The sequence below is a fragment of the Streptomyces sp. NPDC021224 genome (assembly GCF_044332905.1).
Lineage (GTDB): Bacteria > Actinomycetota > Actinomycetes > Streptomycetales > Streptomycetaceae > Actinacidiphila.
In genome coordinates, this window is sequence record NZ_JBIRPW010000020.1 from 102,820 (window position 1) to 124,432 (window position 21,613).

At 74.0% G+C, this 21,613-nt stretch carries 17 protein-coding genes and 1 pseudogene; 7 read left to right on the plus strand and 11 right to left on the minus strand.

Annotated elements, in window-relative coordinates:
• Positions 1-5: 5 nt before the first annotated feature.
• The 3 genes from lanL to ACH4PY_RS32905 all read left to right on the plus strand — a co-directional run bounded on the left by lanL (position 6) and on the right by ACH4PY_RS32905 (position 8,105).
• Entirely contained in the window at positions 6-2,633 is a 2,628-nt protein-coding gene (gene lanL / locus ACH4PY_RS32895) for a class IV lanthionine synthetase LanL (RefSeq protein ID WP_398191533.1), read from the plus strand.
• A gap of 496 nt (positions 2,634-3,129) precedes the next feature.
• A complete protein-coding gene (locus ACH4PY_RS32900) occupies positions 3,130-7,422 on the plus strand; it encodes a CHAT domain-containing protein (RefSeq protein ID WP_398191536.1) in 4,293 nt (1,430 codons plus the stop codon).
• On the plus strand, positions 7,419-8,105 hold the full coding sequence (locus tag ACH4PY_RS32905) for a hypothetical protein (protein ID WP_398191539.1): 687 nt from the start codon (positions 7,419-7,421) through the stop codon (positions 8,103-8,105). The genes ACH4PY_RS32900 and ACH4PY_RS32905 overlap by 4 nt, the downstream gene beginning before the upstream one ends.
• Positions 8,106-8,176: 71 nt before the next feature.
• On the opposite strand, the gene ACH4PY_RS32910 is transcribed toward ACH4PY_RS32905, so the two are convergent.
• From ACH4PY_RS32910 to ACH4PY_RS32935, 6 genes are all read right to left on the minus strand, one after another.
• The gene (locus ACH4PY_RS32910) at positions 8,177-8,875 is read right to left on the minus strand and encodes a DUF899 family protein (protein ID WP_398191542.1); all 699 of its coding nucleotides are present in this window, start codon (positions 8,873-8,875) and stop codon (positions 8,177-8,179) included.
• A gap of 111 nt (positions 8,876-8,986) precedes the next feature.
• Entirely contained in the window at positions 8,987-9,310 is a 324-nt protein-coding gene (locus ACH4PY_RS32915) for an SCO0607 family lipoprotein (RefSeq protein WP_398191545.1), read from the minus strand.
• A gap of 149 nt (positions 9,311-9,459) precedes the next feature.
• Positions 9,460-10,458 (minus strand): hypothetical protein, encoded by a 999-nt coding sequence (locus ACH4PY_RS32920; protein ID WP_398191548.1) that lies wholly within the window; start codon positions 10,456-10,458, stop codon positions 9,460-9,462.
• A 200-nt stretch (positions 10,459-10,658) separates the two neighbouring features.
• A complete protein-coding gene (locus ACH4PY_RS32925) occupies positions 10,659-11,531 on the minus strand; it encodes a patatin-like phospholipase family protein (protein WP_398191551.1) in 873 nt (290 codons plus the stop codon).
• An 836-nt stretch (positions 11,532-12,367) separates the two neighbouring features.
• A complete protein-coding gene (locus ACH4PY_RS32930) occupies positions 12,368-12,874 on the minus strand; it encodes a hypothetical protein (RefSeq protein ID WP_398191554.1) in 507 nt (168 codons plus the stop codon).
• 131 nt (positions 12,875-13,005) lie between these two features.
• A complete protein-coding gene (locus ACH4PY_RS32935; RefSeq protein WP_398191557.1) occupies positions 13,006-13,941 on the minus strand; it encodes an aldo/keto reductase family oxidoreductase in 936 nt (311 codons plus the stop codon).
• A gap of 322 nt (positions 13,942-14,263) precedes the next feature.
• On the opposite strand from ACH4PY_RS32935, the gene ACH4PY_RS32940 reads away from it, so the two are divergent.
• The 3 genes from ACH4PY_RS32940 (at position 14,264) to ACH4PY_RS32950 (ending at position 16,956) form a co-directional block, all read left to right on the plus strand.
• A complete protein-coding gene (locus ACH4PY_RS32940) occupies positions 14,264-15,550 on the plus strand; it encodes a phosphatase PAP2 family protein (protein ID WP_398191560.1) in 1,287 nt (428 codons plus the stop codon).
• Between the two features lie 264 nt (positions 15,551-15,814).
• On the plus strand, positions 15,815-16,234 hold the full coding sequence (locus ACH4PY_RS32945; protein WP_398191563.1) for a hypothetical protein: 420 nt from the start codon (positions 15,815-15,817) through the stop codon (positions 16,232-16,234).
• Entirely contained in the window at positions 16,231-16,956 is a 726-nt protein-coding gene (locus tag ACH4PY_RS32950; protein WP_398191566.1) for a hypothetical protein, read from the plus strand. The genes ACH4PY_RS32945 and ACH4PY_RS32950 overlap by 4 nt, the downstream gene beginning before the upstream one ends.
• A gap of 53 nt (positions 16,957-17,009) precedes the next feature.
• On the opposite strand, the gene ACH4PY_RS32955 is transcribed toward ACH4PY_RS32950, so the two are convergent.
• Together ACH4PY_RS32955 and ACH4PY_RS32960 are read right to left on the minus strand one after the other, a co-directional pair.
• The gene (locus ACH4PY_RS32955) at positions 17,010-17,405 is read right to left on the minus strand and encodes a DUF2267 domain-containing protein (RefSeq protein WP_398191569.1); all 396 of its coding nucleotides are present in this window, start codon (positions 17,403-17,405) and stop codon (positions 17,010-17,012) included.
• Between the two features lie 255 nt (positions 17,406-17,660).
• On the minus strand, positions 17,661-18,095 hold the full coding sequence (locus ACH4PY_RS32960; protein ID WP_398191571.1) for an Hsp20/alpha crystallin family protein: 435 nt from the start codon (positions 18,093-18,095) through the stop codon (positions 17,661-17,663).
• Positions 18,096-18,272: 177 nt separating this feature from the next.
• Here ACH4PY_RS32960 and ACH4PY_RS32965 point away from each other — a divergent pair, with 177 nt between their 5' ends.
• Positions 18,273-18,902 carry a type III effector protein gene (locus ACH4PY_RS32965; protein ID WP_398191574.1) on the plus strand — a complete coding sequence of 210 codons (630 nt, stop codon included), beginning with the start codon at positions 18,273-18,275 and terminating at the stop codon, positions 18,900-18,902.
• A 158-nt stretch (positions 18,903-19,060) separates the two neighbouring features.
• Here ACH4PY_RS32965 and ACH4PY_RS32970 read toward each other — a convergent pair.
• The 3 genes and pseudogenes from ACH4PY_RS32970 to ACH4PY_RS32980 form a co-directional block, all read right to left on the minus strand.
• A pseudogene (locus ACH4PY_RS32970) lies at positions 19,061-19,362 on the minus strand (hypothetical protein); the annotation flags it as partial.
• A gap of 111 nt (positions 19,363-19,473) precedes the next feature.
• Entirely contained in the window at positions 19,474-20,883 is a 1,410-nt protein-coding gene (locus ACH4PY_RS32975; RefSeq protein WP_398191577.1) for a protein kinase, read from the minus strand.
• A 394-nt stretch (positions 20,884-21,277) separates the two neighbouring features.
• Positions 21,278-21,595, minus strand: a complete 318-nt coding sequence (locus tag ACH4PY_RS32980) for an NIPSNAP family protein (protein WP_398191579.1) — start codon at positions 21,593-21,595, stop codon at positions 21,278-21,280.
• Positions 21,596-21,613 lie beyond the last annotated feature (18 nt).

The window sequence follows — 21,613 nt, forward strand, 5'->3', positions numbered from 1 at the left end:
CGTCCGTGTCCGGATTGCGGGCGAACGCCGACCGTGGATTCCGGGAGGACGGCGGCCCCGGCCTACGCGAGCGGCTCGCGGCGCTGCTCGCGGGCAGCGGGCGGCGGCTGGTCGCCGACGGCCCGTGGCTCTGCCTGTTCGCGGGCGGCGACGGCCAGCTCCCCCGCCACGGCTGGAAGCTGCACGTCTCCGCGCGGGCGGCCGACCTGTGCCAGGTCGCGGACCTGGTCGTGCCGGTGCTGCTGCGGTACGCGTGCGACGCCAAGTTCGCCGCGGGCGCCGAGGAACTGCGGGCGATGAACAGCGGGGAGCGGGATCCCGCTCTGGTCGGGAAGGCGGTCACCGTCTATCCGCGTCCGGCGGACGTGGCGGCGCTCGGCGGTGAGCTGGCCGAGCTGCTGGCGGGGCGGCCGGCCCCCCGGGTGCTCAGCGACCGGCGGATCCGCCCCGACTCCCCCGTCTCCTACCGCTACGGCCCCTTCCGTGCCACGGGCGGCGACGACGCCGCGCTCACCATGACCGGCCCCGGCGGGGCGACCTTCCCCGGCCGCGCGGGCACCCGCTACCGCAAACCGCCGTGGGCCGCGGACCCGTTCCGGGCGGAGCCGCCGCAACCACCCCGCCCGGCCCGGCTGATCGGCGGCCGCTACCGGCTCACCTCGGGCGTCGCCCGCTCCCCGCACGGTGACGTCTACCGCGCCGTGGACGCCGTCACGGGCGAACGGGTGATCGTCAAACAGGCCAGGGCGTACGCGGGTGAGGACGCCGACGGTGTCGACGCCCGCGGCCGGCTGCGGCACGAGCACGCCGTCCTCGCGGCCCTGACCGGCCTCGACGGCGTCCCCGCGATCCGCGAGCACCTCAGGCACGGTGCCGACGAGTACCTGGTCACCACCGACCTCGGCCCCCGCGACCTGCGCCGCGACGTGCTCGCCCACGGGCCGTACGAGCCCGCCGAGGCGTGGCCGGGCGAGGACGCCGGGACCGGCCGCGGAATCGCCGCCCTGGCGCGCCGCCTGCTCGCGGTGCTCGACGGTGTCCACGCCCGCGGTGTCGTCGTGGGCGACCTCAAGCCGTCCAACGTGGTGCTCGGCGCGGACGGTACCGCGTCCCTGGTGGACTTCGGCGTCAGCGCGCTGCACGGCGAACGACCGGCCGGAGCCACGCCCGGCTACTCGATGCCGGCCCACCGCGCCGGCGGGCCGCCCCGACCGGCCGACGACCTCTACGCGCTCGGCGCGACCCTGCACTTCGCGCTGACCGGCATGGATCCGGTGGTCGTCGACCGGGACGACGCCGTCAACCGCGACCGCACCCTGGCCTGCCTGGCCGGTGCGCTCCCGGGCGCCGCGCACCGGCCGACGCGTGAACTCGTCGCCGCACTGACGGACCCCGACCCCGTACGGCGCACCGCCTGGGCGCGGGGTCGGCGCGTACCGGAACCGCCCGCGGCCGCCGGGCGCCCGCTCCCGACGCCGCTGCGGATCACGCCCGGCCTGCTGGACGACCTGATCGCGCACACCGTCGCGGCCTGCGTGGCCGCCGCCGCGGACCTGCCCGCGGGAGCGCGGTCCCGGGACGGACGGCAGGGCTCCGGAACGACGCTCTACGACGGCGCGGCCGGCCTGGGCCTCGAACTGCTGCACCACACGGACCAGCCGGGCGTGCCAAAGGCGGTGAGGGACCTGGCCCGTCGGACCGCCGACGACCCGGACCTGCCGAAGCTCGCCGCCGGGCTGTACGTCGGCCGTACCGGAATCGACCTCTTCCTCGACTCGGCCGCCGCGCTCACCGGCCTGCCCGCGGCCTTCGCCGACCCGCCCCCGTACGACGGCACCCGGGACCAGATCAGCGGCGCCGCGGGCGCCGGGACCGGGCTGCTGGCACTGGCCGGGCACGCGTACGCCGCAGGGCGGGTCGCGGAGGGCGACGCGCGGACGGCCGCGGCGAGCGAGTGCGTACGGGCGCTGCGGGCAGCCGGGCGCGAGCGCGTCGAGCCGCCCGCCTCGGCGGCGGCCTCCGAGGCGGCGTTCCCCTTCGGCTTCGCCCACGGCTCGGCGGGCGTCGTGCACTTCCTGTACGCCTACCACCGCGGCACCGGTGACCCGGACGCGGGCGCCGCCGCCCGCCGCGGGCTGGCCGAACTGGTCGCGCACACCCCCCGGTTGCTCGCCCTGGCGGCCCGGCCCGAGGCCCACCGGCGCTACGGGTCCTGGTGCCGGGGGCTGGCCGGGATCGGGGCGGTGCTGATCGAGACGGGCAGGCACGACGCCGACCCGCTCATCACGGACCTGGGGCTGAAGTGCGCGTGGGCGTGCCACGCCCTCGCACCCCGGATGAGCCCGGTGTCCCAGTGCTGCGGCCTGTCCGGCGTCGGCGAACTCCTCATCGACGCGGCGGCCGCGACCGGCGACAGCCGACTGCACCGCGCCGCCGAGGAGGTGGCCGGGCTGATCCTGGCCCGCAGCGGCGGCACCCCGCGACGGCCGCTCTTCCCCGACAACACGCTCGCCACGTCGGGACCGGGCTGGGCGACGGGCAGCGCGGGCGTGCTCTCCTTCCTGCGCAGGCTGCGCGACCACGGCGGCCCACGGCTGTGGGCGGCGCCGCCGCCCCGCCGGTCACCCCCGTGACCGGCGGGTCCTGCTCGTCGCTCCGTACGCACGTCCGTGTCGCACCGTGCCCTCGGCGCCCCGGCGCGACCTGAGTGAGGCTGCCGAGCGGGCTGTCGCCCGGCACCGCCGCCGCTACGAGCCCTTGTCCGTCAGGCCCCGGAAATCGCACCTGATGGCGTTCCCCGTCAGGGACCGCTGCGGGGACACCTCCCCGGGCCCGGCCCGGCGGTCCGGCGCGTCCGGACGGCGCCGACCGGCGCGGGTGTCGAGCACCTGCCGGAGCGGGCCCCGGGCGGGCCGTGGCCGTTGCCGAAACCGGCCTGGCCGCACGGGTGCGTCCAAGGGGTGCACCGAGGCGGTGGCACTCGGTTCGCGGCCTCGGGCAGCCGTGTTCGGGGAGTGCGAGGCCCGTTCCTTTCCTCGCCCCCGTGCCCGCCGCCCCGCAAGGTGCGCGTTTCGCCGGGGCGGCGGAAGTCCCGTCACTACGATGGGCAGGCCGACGGACGGGGGATTCGTGGATGACGTTCTGCGCGAACTGGCGGCGCGGGTGAGGGAGGCCAGGACCGGCCAGGACCCCCGTGCCGTGCTCGACGAGGACGCCCTCGCGCTCGCACGGTCGCTCCTCGTCGACATCCGGGACTCCCCGGCCGCGCCCGACCCCGACACGCTCCATACCCTCGCCGCGTTCTTCTGGGCGCGATCCCTCGCCCTCGGACCCGGCGAGCGGGCCGATGCCGAACTGGCCACGGCGATACAGGTGTTCAAGCTGCTCTACCTGGTCGACCATCGGCGGGTGCCGCGTGAGCTGTGGCCGCGCTTCGTCGAGGAGACCGGCCACGACCCGTGGCGCGACCCGCTGGAGCACGCTGCCGACCTGGTCGTCGAGGCCGAGAAGAGCGGTGACGGCGACGCGCTCGACGAGGCGGTACGCCTGGTGGAGACGGTTGCGGACGGCGACGACAACGCCTACCGGGACACCGTCCACGGCCTCGCGCTGACGCAGCGCGCCGCCCTCCGTGACCGGCCCGCCGCCGTACGCGAAGCCGACGCGGCCGCCGCCGTACGCCTGCTGGGCGCGGTCGCCGACCTGCCCGAACCGTCGGCCGCCCGGCGCACGACCCGCGCGGCCACCTACGCCGAGGCGCTCGTCGGGCGCTTCGAACTCACCCGGGACACGCGCGACCTCACCCGGGCCGAGGCCGCCTTCCGGGACGCGCTCGCCCACGCCGCCACGTCGCCCGACGTGAGCGCCGCGCGGGCAGCCGCCGGACTCGGCGCCGCTCTCGGGCGGCGCGTCGAAGCGCTCGACGGGTCCCCGGCCACGGCCCCCTCCGGGTCCGGGGGCGGTGGCGAGGAGTCGGTGACGCTGCTGCAGGAGGCCGTACGGTGGCTGCGCCTCGCCGTGGACCGGGCGGCGGCCCCGGCCCGGGAGTCGTATCTCGCCAACCTCGCGCGGGCCACGGGACTGCTCCTCGCCCACGAGGCGCGCGCCCGGCGGGCCACCGCCGAACCCCCGCCGCCGGACAGCACGGCAGCGGCTGCCCTCGCAGTCGCCGGGCCGGGACCGGGGCCGGGGCAGTCCGAGAATCCTGAGGTACGGCGCCAGGCGGAGGAGTTGGTCGCGCTCGCGGCGCAGGTCGGCGGGCGGGTCACGACCCAGGCCGAGGCGATCGCACGGGTGCGCGACCCGGCGCGCGAGCTCTCCCGGACCGCCGTCGCCTCCGTACTGCTCGGCGCCGCCCGGCTCGTCGAGGCCGGGAACCCCGTCGACGCCCTGCCCGCGCTCACCCTCACCCTGGAGGCCACGCGTGCGCGGTGGCCCGCCGAGCGGGACACACCGTGGTGGTGGGCGGCGGACGCGTATGTCGAGGCGGCGCGGCTCGCGCTCGTCGAGATCGCCGACGGCCACCTCTTCGCCCACGCCGCCGCCGTGGCGGACGAGCAGATCACGAAGCTGCGCGCCGGGGTCCGTACCGGGGACGACCCCGCCGAACTCGCCGAAACCCTCTACGCGGCAGGCCTGTTGCGTCTGAGTCCGTACGTGGCCCACACCTCCGGCCTGACCTTCGCGTCGGCCAACGATCTGTGGCGCGACCGCGCGGCCCGGCGTCGCGCGGTCCACCCCCACGGCGCGGGGGCCGTCGGCGAGCCCGAGAGCGCCGAGATGCCGCCGCCGCTGGAGGCGGTCGGGGAGGCGGTGCGCTATCTGCGCGAGGGCGCGGAGTTGTCGCGCGGGCACGAACGGGCGCGCGTGCTCAAGTCGTTGGCGGAGGCATTGTCCGTCCTGGCGGGCCTGGCGCGGGAGTCGGGGCAGGCGGCCACGCCCACCGCGGTCTCCTACGACGACGAGATCCGTGCCGCCGCCCGCGAGGCGTTCGACCTGCTGGACCCGGTGCGGGACCCGCTGGGCCGTCTCTACCTGCTGCGGGTCCTGGCCGTCCTCGGCGAAGTCGCCCTGCCCGACGAGCTGACGGGCGTCCTCCCGCTGCCGTTGGCCACCGTGCGGGAACGGTTCGGGGTGCGGGACGCGGCGGGCGTCCTCGCGGAGGCGCTCGGCCTGGCCCGGCACGTCCGCAGGCCGGACCTGGAGTTCCGGCTCATCGAGGCCGCCGACCGCGAACTCCCCTCGCTGCCGGGGGATTCGTACCGCCGGGCCCGGTGGGACAGCGAGGTGCACTGCCTGCCGGAGAACCGCGTCGACTGCCCCACCGGACCCGTCCCGCCGGAGGCGGCGGCCGCGCACGTCCTCGCGCAGGCCGAACGCGAGGACTGGCCGTCCGACGAGCGAGCGGCGACCCTCATCCACCTCGCCGCCCACTCCCGGGGCGGCGGTGAGGAGCACCTCGGCCGCGAACTGACCACACGGGCCCGCGACATCGACCTCGCGCTGTGCGCCCGGCACGCCGCCGCGCTGCACTACCTCGACGGCACGCTCGCGCACGACGCGGGGCTGCGGGTCATGGTGCGAGCGGCCTCCGGGGAGCGCCCGGCACCCCCGGCCCCGCCCGACCCGGCCGACCTAGCTGCCCCGCCCGACCCGGCCGCGTACGGCCACGAGGCCCTCGCCGCCCGGCACTTCGGCATGGCCGCGGAGTCCTACGCGCTGTGCGGCCAGACCGGCCTGGCGCTCACCAGCCTGGACGCCGGGCTGGAAGCGGTGCTGGCGGCGGACGGGACAGGCGCGGGCCCGGCCGCCGCGGCGCTGCTGCCCGGGTCCGTATGGCTGCGCGGCGGACTCGACGAGGGCGTCGGCTGGAAGCTGCGCGACCTCTACCAGCTGCTCACCCTCAAGCTCAGCGGCTACCCCGCCCTCTCCTTCGGCCTGATGGCGCTGCTCCACCAGGCCGCCAAGGGCGTCGACCTCACGCTTCTGTCCGACCGTCCCGGCCCCTTCACCCCCTCCGCCCGGCTCGCGCGCATGCTCGCCCACGTCGCGGCACAGGAGGCCCGGCTGCCGGGTCCGGTCAGCGAGCCCGAACTCCCGGGCCCCGACGACGCGATGCTCTTCTACGTCGGCACCGGCGAGGCCGAGACCGGCGGCGATCCCGAGACGGAGCACCGCAACACCCTGCGCGCGGCGGACCGTTGGATCAGCCAGGAGCTTCTCGCGGGCGCCGCCGGGCGCGGCAACCCGCTGCTCTTCCCCGACGAGCTGTGCCCCCTGCTGCCCGAGGACACCGTGCTGCTCTCCCTCTACCTCGGCTACGTCCCCCGGGCGGACGGCACGGGCGCCGCCAGCTCGGTGTCGGGCCTGGCGGTGACGCGCGAGGGCCTGGAGCACCACACCGTACGGCTGGGCGACGTCGACGCCGGAATCTACCGCTTCACGCGCGAGGGCCACGTCCTGTCCGCCCACCCGCTGATGTTCGACGTCTCGGAGCTGCGCCGCGCCGTCGTCGCGGAACCGCTGCACCGCCCCGTGAGCCGGATGGCGCAGACCCAACTGCGCGACCAGAGCGGGTTGTTGCTCGCCGGATACGCCGAGGCGCTGGACGGCTGGCGGGCGGCGGGCAAACGGCACCTCTGCATATGGCCCAACGGCCCCCTGCACTACGTGCCGTTCCACCTGCTGGAGGTGAACGGCCGCCCCCTCGCCGAGGACTGGACCGTGACCCAGCTGCCGAGCCTCGGCTTCCTCCGCACACCCCCCTCACCCGTGCGTCGACCCCCCACCCCCCGGGGGCTGGTCGCCTTCGCCTCCGCCACCGGGGGAACGCCGCACGGACGGCCCGCGCAGGACGCGCTGGAGCCGCACGCGGCCGGTGTCGCGGCGGCGATGGGCGGCCACGCGGTGCTCGGCGCGGCCGCCACGCCCCGTCGGCTGCTCGCCGAACTCGCCGACGCACGCTATGTCCACATCGCCGCGCACGGCGCCCACAACGAGTGGGCGCCCTGGTACCAGTGCCTGTTCCTGTCACCGGACGCGGACAACGACGGCCGCCTCTTCGCGCACGACGTCCTCCGCGCCGACCTGCGGGGCGTCGAGCTGGTCACGATGAGCTCCTGCGAATCCGCCCTGGGGCGCTTCGACGTCAACGACAACCTGCGCGGCCTGCCCGCCGCGTTCCTCGCCGCAGGCGCCTCGGCCGTCGTCGGCTGCCTGTGGCCGGTCCACCCCCAGGTGGCCACCGACTTCTTCGGCACGCTGTACGAGCGCCTCGCCCGGCACCCCGACCGCCGGGCCGCGTTCCGCGACGCCCAGACCACCACCCGGGCCCGTCACCCCGCATACCGCGACTGGGGCGCCTTCTGCCTCATCGGCGACTGGCGTTCCCCGGACGACGCGACGCACGGAGCCCCCTCATGAGCCAACTCGCCCTGCCCACCACGCCGTTCCACGATGTCGCCCTGGAGAGCGTCCCCCGCCTCCAGTCACCCGCCCCCCACCCCCGCGTCGAGGGCCGGGTGTCGGTCAGCACCCCCGTCGTCCACCCCCTGACCCCGCGGGAGGCCGCCGCCGACACGGCCGAGTGGCTCGGCTTCCTGACCGCAGAAGCCGCCCACAGCGACTACCTGCTGCTCAGCGTCACCTGCGCCTTCCGGCCGCCCGCCAACGGCGACCCCTTCGCCGACGCGACCGTCGGCATCCTCCTCGAAGCGCCCGGCGCCCCCGCCGACCGCCAGCCCGTCGCCTGGTCCCTCTCCCCCCGCCACCGCAGCCGTCCGGCGGGCCGCTCCACCGCCGTCACCCTCACCGCCCGCCTGGCCATCGTCGAGTCCACCCTCGCCGTCACCCCCGGCGCGCCGCGCGAGTCCCCCTTCGTCATCGGCATGGGCGAACGCGACAGCGACCCCGAATGGCGCATCCACCCCACCAGTGCCCACCCCCTGGTCGGCGACGAGACCTTCACCGTGATCGTCAAAGCCCCCGCCGCGACCCCCGCCCAGGCCCGCGTCAGCGTCACCGCCACCCTCAGGCACCGCCGCCTGGGCCTCCTCCCCTACCGCGCGGCCCTCCCCCCGGCCCTCCACACGATCCCCCTCAACTAGACGCCCCACCAACGCGGTTGCCGGTGTCCGGGGCCGCCGCCCCATGGGCGGCACCCCGGAACCGCCCCGCCTCAGCCGCCCGCGCCCTCCCCGTACGCCGCCGCGATCTCCTGCGAGGACGCCCAGCGGCTGTACGTCGGGGACTGCGGCCAGCCCTCGGGAGAGTCCTGCCACTCCTCCTGGCGGCCGTAGGGAAGCAGGTCGACCAGGCCGAAGAGATGGCTCAACTGCTCGGTGCCGCGCCCGTCGGTGTGCCAGGTGCGGTAGACGGTGTCGCCGTCGCGCAGGAAGACGTTGACGGCGAAGCCGCCGCCCGGCGGGGCACCGACGTCGCTGCCGAACGGGCTGTTCGCCGTCGAGTACCACGTCATCGTGTTGCCCACCCGCCGCCGGTACGCGAGCGCCTCGTCGATCGGCCCCTGTGTGACGACCACGAACCGCGCGTCGAACTTCTCCAGCCCGAGGAGCCGGGTGAACTGCGAGGTGAACCCCGTGCACCCGCCGCACTGCCACGCCGCCCCGTCCCGCCACATGTGGTTGTAGACGACGAGCTGCGGCTGCCCGCCGAAGACCTCGACGAGCCGCACGGGCCCGTCCTCCCCCTCCAGCACGTAGTCCGGCATCTCCACCATCGGCAACCGCCGCCGCTGCGCGGCGATGGCGTCCAGCTCCCGGGTGGCCGCCTTCTCCCGCGCCCGCAGCGCGGCCAACTCCCGCGCCCAGACCTCGGCATCGACGACAGCCGGCAGCCCCGTCCCACTGACGGACATGTTCCCTCCGAACACTCGGTCTCCTTGAGTACGCATCCGAGAAGACCGACTCCCCGCACCGCCGAAACTCATCGCTGCCGGGGCCCGGCGACGCCGATCACCCCGCGGGGGTCATCCCTCCCCCGCCTGGTCCGGGTCGGTGACGACCTTGCCGTTCGCGTCCAGCGCGTGGTTCTGCCAGTACTTGTCCCACTTGTCGTCGACGTGCTGCGGCACCTTCCCCTGGGGGTAGCGGACACTGCCCTTGGGCGGCTGCTCCTTGTCCGGGACGCAGGAGCCGCCGCCGGCGGACCCGACGGCGGCGACCGGGTACTCGTCCGAGCCGCAGATCGCGTCCCGGAGATCGATGGAGCACGCGGCGGTCAGTGCGACGACCGCGCTTCCGGCCACCAGCAGGGCGAGAGCGCGACCGGAGCCGCCGACAGACTTCTTCATGGGATCCCCCTCTTCGGTTGCCCCCGAGTCTGCCGACGGGCGGTCGCCCGCGGATCCGTACTCCTACTCAGACCGGAACGGGTGACAGCGGCGGCAGGTGAGTACCCGGAGGGGTCCGTGAGCGCCGCCGACGGGTGGACGGGCGGGGCTCAGACGTGGGCGGTGCCGGGGGGCGCGTGGGTGGCGATCCAGGCGTCCACGCGGGTCCACTGGGTGAGCAGCCACTCGCTGCGGGCTTCCGGTGTGCGCGGTATGTCCCCGGAGCTGACGCGCCACCAGTGGGCCCGCACCGGCTGGTGCAGGGGGATGCCGTTCCAGACCGAGCGGACGGAGTCGATGACGTCCAGGCCGGAGTGCGCCACGAAGATCGCGTCGGCGGTCGGTGCCGCCTCCAGGGCCGCGAGCACGCCCGCGTCACGCGGCGGCAGGACGTAGTGCAGCCGGGTGGCGCGTGCGGCCTTCCGCAGGCGGCCGTGGCGGCGCAGCGAGGCCACCGCCCTGCGGTGGCGGCGCGGGGTGAAGTTGCCGCCCTCCGGGAAGAGGACGAGCGCGTCCCCCGGACCGAGCGCGGCGGCCAGCGCGCCGATCGCCTCCTGGTCGCCGCCGTCCGGCGCGGGCAGGAAGCAGTGCGGGACCTCGCTGACCAGTACGTCCAGGCACGGGTCCGCGCGCAGCGAGCCCTTGAGCACCGTGTACGGGCGCAGGCCCGCCTCGCCGAGGAGGGTGTGGAGGACGAGGAAGGAGTCGCCGGGGCCCGCGTGCCGGGCGAAGACCAGCAGCGGCGGACCGGGCTGCTCTGCCGGGGCCGGTATCCGCGGGGTGACGCGCAGGTCGAGGCCGAACAGGGGGCGCGCCGCCGCGCGCAGGTACGTCAGCAGCCGGGTCAGCACCGCGTACGCACCCGCGACACGTGCCTCGCGCGCACCACGGCGGCCCGGAGGGTGGCGTACGTAGAGCGCCGCCGCCGCGACGAGGCCCGCGCAGTCCGCCAGCAGGTAGAGGAGCAGGAAGCCGGTGACGCGGGCGGGCCGGGCCGGTCTGCGGGCGGCGAGGGACACCGCACCGGCGAGGGCGGCGACGGCGAACAGCGCGGCCACGACCGGGATGAGCGCGAGCAGCAGCGGCACGGTGGTGGCGCGTCGCGCCACCGCGAGGGCCGTGGCACCCGCTCGCCGGCGCGGGCCGGCCGCCGTGGCGTCGGTGGCCGGTGGCGTGCGGTCCGCGCCGCCCTCCGGGTGCCGGGCCCCCCGCGCGCGCCCCGCCCCGGGAAGCGCGCCCGCCACCGGCTGCCGGGCACCCGGCACTGCCTCCGGCACGCCCGGCGTCGGCGTGCCCTCCACCGGGGACGTCACTGCGACGCCTTTCCACCGCCGGGTCCGGCGAGCGCGGTGTCCAGGTAGCGGGAGGACGCCGCGTACGCCGCCTCGATGCGCTGGGCCGTGTGGCCGAACGTGCGGTGGCGCAACTGGCCGAGGGGGGTGGGCTGCGCGGAGCCGCTGGGCAGAACGTGGACGGTCACGCCGCCCGGCAGCTCCGCCATGTCACGGGCGAAACGGTGGCGGCGGGCGATCTCGAAGGCGACGAGGGCCACCTCCCACGGCAACCGCGGCGGCCGCAGGGCGCGTTCGACCCGGCCCACCTGGAGGACGTAGACCTCCTGCGCGCCCAGGGCCACCGCCCGCGCGACGGGGATGCTGTTGACGAGCCCGCCGTCCACGAAGTGCTCGCCGTCCAGTTCGACGGGCGGCAGCAGGCCCGGTACGGCGCACGAGGCGAGGACCGCCTCGATGAGCGGGCCGTCCTCGAACCAGTGCTCGGCGGCCTTCTCGATGCTGGCGGCCACGCACTGGAAGGGTACGGCCAGGTCCTCGACCCGGCTCACGGGCAGATGCGAGCGGAGCAGGTCGTCCAGCGGACCGGGCGCGTACAGGTGGGTGCCGCTGCGCACGACGGTGGTGAGGCGTCCGAGGAGCGAGCCGGTGAACACACCGGCCCGGCCGAGCCCGGTCCACAGGTCGGCGAGGCGGTCGATGGCGGCGGGCGACGGCTCGGCGGCCACCGCCGCGCCGTTGATCGCCCCCACGGAGGTGCCGACGACCGCGTCCGGCCGGATACCGGCGGCGAACAGCGCCTTCAGCATGCCCACCTCGTGGGCGCCCAGCGCCCCGCCGCCGCCCAGTACGAAGGCCCTTCTCGGCCCGTCTGCCGCTGCATCGTCCATAGGCCCCCTTTGCCCCGGACGGCGGTGTTCACGCCCGGACCCGGGCGTGAAGCCTCCCACCGCCCGCGGCGGCATCCAGCACGGCTGGGGGCCGCCCGTCGCGCCAGGGCCGCGGCCCGCTCCCCCACCGGGGTCCTTCGACCTCCGCCCCGGAGGGATGCGCTCCGGTGACGCGACGGGCATCCGCCCGGCCGGCCCCCCTGCGGGCAGACCGGGACGACGGGCCGACCGCCTCGGCGGGGGCGCCGACGGCCGGAGGAGGAGCCAGGGCGTCGAAGTCGCTCATGCGTGCGGATCGGTTCCCGGGGCAGATGCCTCCAGCCGGAGCAATCGCTCCGGCCGGTCCGCCGGGCGTACCCGGCGGGCTCCCCCACCCCGAGGAAGAGGATTCACTATGTACATCGGCCTGGGAACTGTCGTTCTGATCGTCATCGTCGTCGCCATCGTGATGTTCCTGCGCCGCGGGTGAACCCCCGCACCCCGGACCGGAAGGCCCCCGCCGCGCCCTGGCCGGCTGACGGCGGGGGCGAGCAGGGACTCGCGGAACCCGCCCTGTCCGAGGGGCCCCGCCACGGACTCTCCGCCCGGCATCTCCACCCGTTCTCGCAGTCCGGCCAGACCGCGGCCCGCGAAGACATGCGCGCCATGGTTGCGGAAGGCGGGCGGGCCTGCCGAGTCGCCGGGCGGCCTGGCGGTGGTGACCACGGAGTCCGTCCAGGCGCCGGTGTGCGCGGGCCGCACCGGCGCCCGTTCGGTCCCACCGCCCACGTGAACTCCCTGGTCATCTGGTGACGCCGCCTGCACAGCCCTGACGGCCCGGCAGGCCCGGACGCCGGTCAGGTGAGCCGCTGCTCGAGCCGGCGCAGCGTACGGCGCTGGCGCCGGTATCCGAACCAGACCATGCCGTCCAGGACGACGAGCAGGCCGAGGAGCGGCAGGGCCGCCACCCATTTGCCACTGACCAGCGGCAGGACCGCGACAGCCAGGACCATCGCCGTGAAGGCCGGCGCCAGCCACCGCAGGCGGCGCAGCTGCCCCTTCCGACGGGCCATCAGGCCACGCATCTGCTGACGCCGGGCAGGATCCTCCGGGATCCGCCCCTTGTTGATCATCCGGTTCAGACCCCGGATGTCGGCGTGTTCGTCGCCGGCCGCGGCCAGGTCCCTGCGCCGGCGCCGCCGGTAGAGCGCAAGGGAGAACGCGGCGTAGAAAGCCGCGCTCAGCACCGCCCCGATCGGCGAACGGCTGGGCCGGACAGCCATCAGGACACCTGCGTCCACCACGACGAGCAACAGGGCGTAAGCCCATAAGTGCTGGTCCAGCCAGCGCATCACCCCACGCACGGAAGCCCTCCTCCACGGTCGGCATCTGACCCCTTCGAAGGTCAGCTACCCGCCCGGCCCCATTCCAAGTACGGACCACGGCGTGTACCGGCCGCCCTCGGCGCGGCACAGCGACGCCGGCAGTCCCGCCCTCAGGGGACGATGTGGCCCGCGGCGCGGAACAGTTCGTACCACTCGGCCCGGGTGAGCCGCAGGTCGGAGCCCTGTGCGGCGCCCGCGACGCGCTCGGGGCTGGTGGTGCCGAGCACGACCTGCATCCGTGCGGGGTGGCGGGTGATCCACGCGGTCGCGATCGCGATGGCGGGGACGTCGTACTGGGCGGCGAGACGGTCGATGACGGCGTTGAGTTCGGGGTAGTCCGGCGAGCCGAGGAAGACACCCGTGAAGAAGCCGGCCTGGAAGGGGGACCACGCCTGGACGGTGATGTCGTGCAGACGGCAGTAGTCGACGATCCCGCCGCCGTCGAGGGTGGCTGCCTGCTGCTCCGCGAGCATGTTCGCGGCGACCCCCTGCGCGACGATCGGCGCGTGGGTGATCGAGAGCTGGAGCTGGTTGGCCACGATGGGCTGGCGCACGTACCTGCGCAGCAGGTCGATCTGGTGCGGGGTGTGGTTCGAGACGCCGAAGGCGCGCACCTTGCCCGAGGACTCCAGCGCGTCGAAGGCGCGCGCGACCTCCTCGGGCTCGACGAGCGCGTCCGGGCGGTGCAGCAGCAGGATGTCGATGCGGTCGGTCCGCAGGGCCGCGAGCGAGCCCTCGACCGATTCGACGATGTGCTCGTAGGAGAAGTCGTAGTAGCCGCCGTCCGGCACGATCCCCGCCTTGGTCTGGATCGTGATCTCGTCGCGCTGCGACGGGGTCAGCGCCATCGCCTCGGCGAAGCGGCGTTCGCAGGCGTGCAGTTCGCCGCCGTAGATGTCGGCGTGGTCGACGAAGTCGATGCCCGCGTCGCGCCCGGTGCGGACGAGCTCCCGGACCTCCTCGTCGCTCTTGTCGGCGATACGCATCAGGCCGAGCACGACGTTCGGGGCGACGATGTCGGTACCGGGCAGAGTGAAGCTCTTCACGAGGGATTTCCCTTTCAGATGTCCAGGTCTGCACAGTACAAGCGGGCCCTCCCCCAACGTCGCGAGGGCTCGGTGTCCGCCCGTGGCGATCCCGCGCCGCCGCGCACCCGCGACCCCCGTTCAACGCCAGTTCGAGCCCCGGTAACATGTTCGAAATCACGGGGATCGCCCTCTTCGGCCGGCGTTCGCCGGGAAGAGCGTGCCGTCCGGCACGAAGAATGCTCCGTGCGGCCGATACCCGACACATCGGCCAGACTTGATATCCAAGACATCGCGGGCAAGCAGCACAACAGCGGTCGCCACCCGGCACCGGCCAGGTGCCGTGCTGTGGGGCGCGGCAGGCGCAGTGGTCCTCGGATTCCTCGTCTCGCTGGAGATCGCCGCGCGCCACTACGGTCTGCCCGGCCCCGTCACCAACCAGGCGCGCGAGGTGGTGTTCGCCCCCACCTCGGGGCCGCTGCTGTACGCCGGACTGGCACTGACGATGGTGGTGCTCACCTGGCGGCAGCGGTTCGTCGCGCTCGGCGCGGCGATCGGCATCGACGTCGTCTTCTGCCTCGTGCGGTGGGCGGTGGGCGGTGGGGTGCACTTCGGCAACGGCGCCCTGTGGGTGATCCTGGGCTGTGCGGTCATCGCCGTCACGCGCCGCACCGGACAGGAGCGCGCCCTGTTGCTGAAGGGTGTCGGACTTGGCCTGCTGCTGGTGACCGGCCACAAGACCGGCGACACCTGGTTGCTCATCACGTCCAAGACCCGCCCGATGGTGCTCGACCAGTACGTGGCGACCGCCGATCACGCGCTGGGCAACCCGTCGTGGCTGGTCGGCCGGGCGGTCGCGGCCACCGGTCCGGCGGGTTCCCTCCTCCTGCACGGCGTCTACGGCCAGCTGCCGCTGGCAGCGGCCGTCATCGCCCTGTACCAACTGCGCAACGTGGCGGTGGACCGCCGCTTCCCGGGCCACCACCTGGTGCGTACGTTCCTGGTCATCGGCCTGCTCGGACCCGCCGTCTACATGATCTTCCCGGTGGTCGGCCCGGTCTTCGCCTTCGGGACCGACGGCGGCCACTGGGCGGCGGCCAACCTGTGGCCGGACACACCGACACCGATCGGGCGCCCGCACCCGATGGCGTTCGACGGGATCACCCCGCGCAACTGCATGCCCAGCCTGCACACGGCATGGGCGACCACGATCTTCGTCCACTCGCGCAAGGGTCCGCGGGCGCTGCGCGCCGCCGGCGCGTTCTGGCTGGTCGCCACGCTCACGGCCACGCTGGGATTCGGTTACCACTACGGCGCGGACCTCGTCGCCGGCGCGGTGTTCGCGCTCACCGTGGAGACGGCGATGCGCGCGCTCGACCGCGGTTGGGACTGGTCGGCGTCATGGTTGGTGGCCCGCGGTGCGACGGTCTTCGTCGCGCTGCTGCTGTCCTACCGCTACCTGCCAGTGGAGATGGCCAGGCACCCGTGGCTCTTCGGACCGCTTCTCGTCCTCGCACTGGTCTCGGTGGTCCTCCCCTACGTGTGGACCACAAGGCGATGGGACCAGGAGCCCGCCGGCGAGCTGCGACTGCGCCCGCGACCGGCGGAACCACGCCCCGAACTGGTCTGAGCCACGCCCCCGCCACACGAGCCGAATACCGACGAACGCACTCGCCGTACTCGTCATCGCAGAAGACCGTTCCGAAAATCGGCTTCACACGTTCAACGTCTTCCCGTCATTTCGCGTGAACGATCAGATATTCGATGAACCGATCGGCGAGATCGGCCTTTACGTCCCCTGAGGGCCCGTCACGAAAGGGAATAGCTCTCACGGTCCGACTGCTATCATGTACCGCCGACGGGGGCGCGGGGGCCTCCGCGCAGGGGAGGAATCATGGAGCCGGACTTAACGGAGCTCGCAGGCGGTGCTGCGTCGACCTTCGTCACGCTGATGGCCACGGACGCCTGGACGAGCGTTCGCAGCGGCGTCGTCAGGATGTGGCGTCAGATCCGTCCTGATCGAAGCGATGCGATCGGCGCGGAGGTGGAAGCAACGCGCACCGACCTGCTTGCCGCTCGTGCGAGCGGCGACGCCGATTCGGAAGAGTCGCTCCGCATCGAGTGGCAGGCCCGACTGCGCCGCCTTCTGGCGACGGACCCGAGCGCCGCCGATCACCTCAGGCAGCTGCTGGCCGAGCTCGACCCCGCACAGGCCGGCGGAAGGCCCGCGCCTGCTGTCTCGATGCGGGCGAACGCCTCGAAGCGAGGGCGGGTCTACCAGGCGGGCCGGGACCTGAACATCACTGAGCGATGACCCCGCAGGACGACAACACGCCGGGCGGGACCGGGCGGTTCGACGCCAGAGCAGACAGCGACGGGCGCGTCTACCAGGCGGGCCGGGACCTTCATGTTCATCCGGGTCTACGCGCGCCGTCCTGGAAGGTGGTCCTCGGTGGCCTCACCGTCGCAGGCGTCCTCGCGACAGTCGCCGTGCTCAACCTCGGTGGCGACGGCGGAGCGCACGGCGAGGATGAGCGAGGCGCACCGCCCGCGGGCGGTACCGGCCCGAGTCCCGGTAGCAGCGTCGCTGCTACGACCTCCTCCGCTCCGGCTCCGGTCACGGCCTCCCCGAAACCGGCTCCTCCGTCTCCGAGCACCGACGAAGTGCGTTGGCACGGTTCCCTGCACCTGACCTTTGTCGATCTCGACACCGTGCCCGCGCACGTGTTGTCCAGCAACAACCAGGCGGACTTCTGGGTGTACTACCCCGGTGGCGAGAGGGAGGGGTCCGTCCTGTACGGGCAGAACGGTGGATTCTTCACAACGAACCCCACCGTGGCCCAATGGGACGGGAAGTCTTCCCCCGACAAGCATCAGTGCTCGGACACCGTAGCGACCCAGGGCTCCGAGGAACTGCCGATCGACATCGGCAGCCGATACTGCGTTCAGACGTCAGCCAATAGGTACGCCTATGTCGTCGTCAAAGGGTTCGACGCCTCCAACGGTTATGAGGGGACGGCTACGGTCTGGTCCTGAAGTGCGCGAAGCAGTTACAGGTGGCCGAATTCCGTCCCCCATGCGAAGTGCTGTCAGGCGGCGGCCTGGAGGTCGGGGCGGCAGAACAGGAGCGCGTAGCCGCGTGGCAGTTCGGCAAGCATGCGGTCCGTGAGGGACGGTCCGGCGATCTCGGCGAGGGCGGCGAGAGCCGAGGTCGTGTGCCAGCGGGCCTGGGCCGACGTGGTGCCGAGTGCGTCCGCCACGGTGGCGACGAAGGCGGGAGCGTCGGCGGGCTCGGTGAGGGGGATCGCCGAGACGAGGTGCGTACGGGCTTCGACAGGGAGCACCGCTGCCAGTTCGCAGCGTTCCTCAGCGACGAGCTGGCCGCCGAGCGCGGCCAGGACAGCACGCAGGACATCGGCGGCTTCCTGGTCGCTGTCGTAGCGGCCGAGGTCGCGCACCTGCGCGATGAGGTGGTCCCAGGTCATCTAAAACCTTTCGGGATGTCGGTCAGCGCCGAAGGCGCTGGGGGTCGGGGGTGGGAGGAGATCCGAGCGCGGGCGGCGGTCCACGCCTGAGGCGGAGCGCCACGCCGGTGTCCTGAAGGTCTCCCCGCATCGGGGCCTGGCCTTCGCGCGGATCACGGCCGACGCGTGCGCAGGGCCGCGGAGTCCGCCCGGGCGGGCGCCCCGGCGCGGTCCCGTGGGATCGTGCCGGGGCGCCCGTGGCCGCGGTCGGGGCGGTCAGGCCTGGATCTGCTTGCGGTCGTCCTTGCGGTTCACGGCGATCCTGCGCGGCTTGGCCTTCTCGGCCACCGGGATCCGCAGGGTCAGTACGCCGGCGTCGTAGTCGGCGCTGATGCCGTCCGGGTCCAGGATGTCGGACAGCACGACCTGGCGGGAGAAGACCCCGAGGGGGCGCTCCGACAGCTCCCACTTCACGCCGTCGCCCTCGTGGCGGGGCCGGCGCTCGGCCTTGACCGTCAGCATGTTCCGCTCGACGTCGATGTCGATCGCCTGCGGGTCCACGCCCGGCAGGTCGAAGCACATCACGTACTCCTCGCCGGTCCGATACGCGTCGAGCGGCATCGGACTGGGCCGGGACCAGGTTCCCGTGGAGCCGAGGAACTGCTGGGTCAGACGGTCGAGTTCCCGGAACGGGTCAGTGCGCATCAGCATCGCGAACACCTCCGTTTGCTCTGTACAAGGTGCCAGTGCGCTTCACCTGAATCCGTTGTAACATGTCATCCATCGGATGACAAGCCGAGATGTCGTGGAAAGGGTGACGCCATAGTGAGTGGGGAGACGAAACCGTCCGCGCCCGGGGGCGGAACCGCGGGCGAGCCCGTGTCGTTCATGGCAGCGGCTGCCGCGCTGTCCGCGATCGAGGACGCGGTACACGACGCGGTACACGGAGCCCAGGACCCCGCCGAGCACCCCCGCGGCGAGCCGCCGACCGCCGCACACCAGGCCATGGCAGCCCTCCTCCTGTTGCGTGAACTGCGCACCCAGCTCGCCGGCTGGGAGGCCGGCATCGTGGAGGCCGCCAGGGCCGCCGGCGCCACCTGGGCCGACCTCGCCCCGCCCATGGGCGTCGCCAGCCGGCAGGCCGCGGAGAACCGTTACCTCCGACTGCGCCCCTCGGCGCCCGGCACGACGCAGACGGGCGCCGAGCGCGTCAAGGCCGTACGCGACCGCAGGGCAGCCGACCGCACGGTCATCGACTGGGCCCGCACCAACGCCGCCGACCTGCGCACGCTCGCCGCCCGGATCACGGCCCTCACCGACCTGCCCGCCGCGGCCGACCCGGCACTGCAGGCCCTGCACACCGCCCTCGGTGCCACCGACGCCGCCGACCTCATCGCTCCGCTGGCCGGCATCCGCTCCCACCTCGGGACCGGCCACCCCGACCTCGCCACCAGCCTCGACACACTCACCACCCACACCGACAACCTCCGCCGGGCCAGCAAGCACCGCCGCTCCTGACCCCGACACCCGACCACACCTCGCAGCACGCCCGACGAGTGACGCCCGGTGGTCTTCACCATGGAGGGCCCCCGGTGGCCAGACGGCTCTCCCCGGGTGGACGAGGGGCAACCCCGCCTCGTTGTCGGCATCTCCGGCAAGACCGGGTGCCTGCCCGGTCACCGGACCGGCGGGTGGGAGATGCCCCACCGGGCCCGGCCCCCGTGCCGACGGGCCGGTGCCCGCGCCCGTGCGGTCACCAGAGCCGTCCCGTGGCTCTTGACGAAGTAGCGGACACAGCGGGGCGCGGTGCAGGATCTCCACTGCGTGCGCTGCGGACCGCCGAGAAAGTCGATGGCGGCTCGGGCCAGGGTCGCGACAAGCGCGACGTGCGGATCGCTTTCCACCGACAGCAGTCGGGGGTAAGGACGCCTTCGGCCGGCCAGTCGATCTGCGGAGCGACCGGTTCCCGCGCGGCAGCCCTTGCCGAAGCGTGCCGAATCCGTCAACGCACCGCCGCCAGGACCACATCAGTGGTACTCATCGCCCTCCGCGTCCGGAGCGCAACCTAGGGACGACGAGCCGGGCTGTGTCAGCCGAGGCTCTCGGTGCTCGTGGGCGCCGTGGTCGTCGCGGTGGGGGTGGGCTCAGTAGTGGCGGAGGACGCCGGGGTGGTCGGCGGCGCGGTGGTGGGAGACGGATCAGGCGCATCGAGCGTGGACGAGGGGGCAGGAGCGGCCGGCTCGCTGCTGTCCGAGGTTCGCTGAGGTGTGATCACGGATGTGTCGAGCGGGCCCGTGGTACTTGGCGCGGCGGTTGGTGACGTCTTCCCGTCACTCACCGGCAGGGTGTCTTCTTCCGGCACGGAGGTGCGGGGCGAGTGCGAGCCGGGGGTCGACGTCCCCCGGTGGCGGGCGTCGGTGGTGACGTGCGTCGCCGTGTGGGCGCCCGACTGCGGCGGCGGGGCGTGCCCTTCGGAAGCGGGCCACGCCAGGGCCATGACAGCCGCCGAGACGACCGCCACGGCCGCGGTCGCCCCGACGGCGGTGACCGGACCCCTGCGGTGGCCGCGGACGGGCACCGGGACGGTCACCCGCGTGCGGCCGCGGTCGCCGCGGCCCGGGCCGGTCCGCAGGTCAGGGGCCTGCGCGAGCACGGAGGCGGCCGGAAGAGCAGATGCGGTCGTCTGCCGGGCCGCGGCCGCGCACCAGTCCCGTACCTCCAAGGCCGTCGGTCTGGCCTGCGGGTCCTTGGCGAGCATCCGCCGGACGAACGCCTCCGCCTCCTCCGCCAGGCCGGGCCGGAACTCCCGCAGCGGCGGCGCAGTGCACTCCACCTGCTGGCACAGCACCGCCAGCGGGTGCTCACCGATGAACGGAGGCCGACCAGCCAGCAACTGGTACAGCGTGCAGCCCAGCGAGTAGACGTCCGCCGCGGGAGTCAGCGTGTGCCCGCGCGCCGCCTCGGGTGCCATGTAGGCGCTGGTACCGGTGACCGTGCCGGCGCGGGTGATGCGGGTGGTCGTCTCCTGGTCCAGGCACTGGGCGATCCCGAAGTCCGCGATCTTCACCGACCCGGTCTCGTCCAGCAGGATGTTCGACGGCTTGATGTCCCGGTGGACCACTCCCAGCCGGTGCGCCTCCGCCAGACCGTCGGCGATCTCGGCTCCGACAGCGGCCACCCACTCCGCAGGGCGCGGCTCGCGCCCCCGCACCATGTCGGCGAGAGTGGGGCCGTCGACCAGCTCCATCACCAGGTACGGCCGGCCGTCCTGCGTGCCGAAGTCGTAGATCTCGGCTATGTGCCGGTGGTGGAGGTGGGCCTCCGTCCTGGCTTCGCGCCGGAAACGCGCCACCGTTTCGTCCGAGGCCCGGGCGGAGACCAGCTTCACGGCCACGGGCCGTGCCAGCCGCAGGTCCCAGGCTGCCCAGACCTCTGCCGTACCACCCCGCCCCACCACCCGATCAAGCCGATACCGATCCGCCAGCACCACCAGGACCACCTCCTCCGCCTCCGACCCCCACAGTCGGCTTGCCCCGAAACCCGCGGGCAAACAGCGGAGCTGTGCACTGATGACGAGGACTTCGTCGTCGGACGCTGCCGGGCGAGGTGAGCAGCGGTCGGTTGGCCGGGTCCCAGCCGGGGCCGCCGTACAGGACGCGGGTGCCGAGGGCGTAGCCGTGGGTGCCGTCGGCGTTCGTGGTCACCCGGCCCGGGTGGAGCGCGCTCACGGCCCGCGAGGTCGGTCGCCTGGCCCGGCTGCAGGGTGTGCGGCAGGTAGCGGCGGTCCCCGGCCGGAAGGCGCCTCCGTGGATCCGCACGACCGGCGGCGCCCCGCCGTTTCAGCCGCCGTCCACGGCGCGCATCTCCGTGCCCCGCCTACTCGCCGACCCGGTTCACGAGGAGGACCCGGGCAGGAGGGGGCGCATGAAGGTGCGGTCGTACCGCAGGACGCACCCGCTCTCGTCCCTGATGCGGTCGGCGTCCACGAACTCCGGATCCGCACCGAAGAGCGTCCGGTACTCCTCGTAGGCGGCGAGGCTGGGGAAGCTGAACAGGGCCAGAGCCCTGTCGCTCGCGCCTTCCGCCGGCAGGAAGTAGCCGTGGTGGGTGCCGCCGTGCTGGTTCACCAGCTCCATCCAGCGACGCCCGAACCGCTCGAACGCCTCGATCTTCGCCGGGTCGATCACGTACTCAACGACGCAAGTAATCATGCTCCGAGGTTAGGGCGT

Bases quoted from the DNA above. Each gene is read 5' to 3' on its own strand.
- ACH4PY_RS32905 (WP_398191539.1), top strand. From the start codon at position 7,419: ATGAGCCAACTCGCCCTGCCCACCACGCCGTTCCACGATGTCGCCCTG.
- ACH4PY_RS32910 (WP_398191542.1), bottom strand. From the start codon at position 8,875: ATGTCCGTCAGTGGGACGGGGCTGCCGGCTGTCGTCGATGCCGAGGTC.
- ACH4PY_RS32915 (WP_398191545.1), bottom strand. From the start codon at position 9,310: ATGAAGAAGTCTGTCGGCGGCTCCGGTCGCGCTCTCGCCCTGCTGGTG.
- ACH4PY_RS32925 (WP_398191551.1), bottom strand. From the start codon at position 11,531: ATGGACGATGCAGCGGCAGACGGGCCGAGAAGGGCCTTCGTACTGGGC.
- ACH4PY_RS32945 (WP_398191563.1), top strand. From the start codon at position 15,815: ATGGAGCCGGACTTAACGGAGCTCGCAGGCGGTGCTGCGTCGACCTTC.
- ACH4PY_RS32950 (WP_398191566.1), top strand. From the start codon at position 16,231: ATGACCCCGCAGGACGACAACACGCCGGGCGGGACCGGGCGGTTCGAC.
- ACH4PY_RS32955 (WP_398191569.1), bottom strand. From the start codon at position 17,405: ATGACCTGGGACCACCTCATCGCGCAGGTGCGCGACCTCGGCCGCTAC.
- ACH4PY_RS32960 (WP_398191571.1), bottom strand. From the start codon at position 18,095: ATGCTGATGCGCACTGACCCGTTCCGGGAACTCGACCGTCTGACCCAG.
- ACH4PY_RS32965 (WP_398191574.1), top strand. From the start codon at position 18,273: ATGGCAGCGGCTGCCGCGCTGTCCGCGATCGAGGACGCGGTACACGAC.
- ACH4PY_RS32980 (WP_398191579.1), bottom strand. From the start codon at position 21,595: ATGATTACTTGCGTCGTTGAGTACGTGATCGACCCGGCGAAGATCGAG.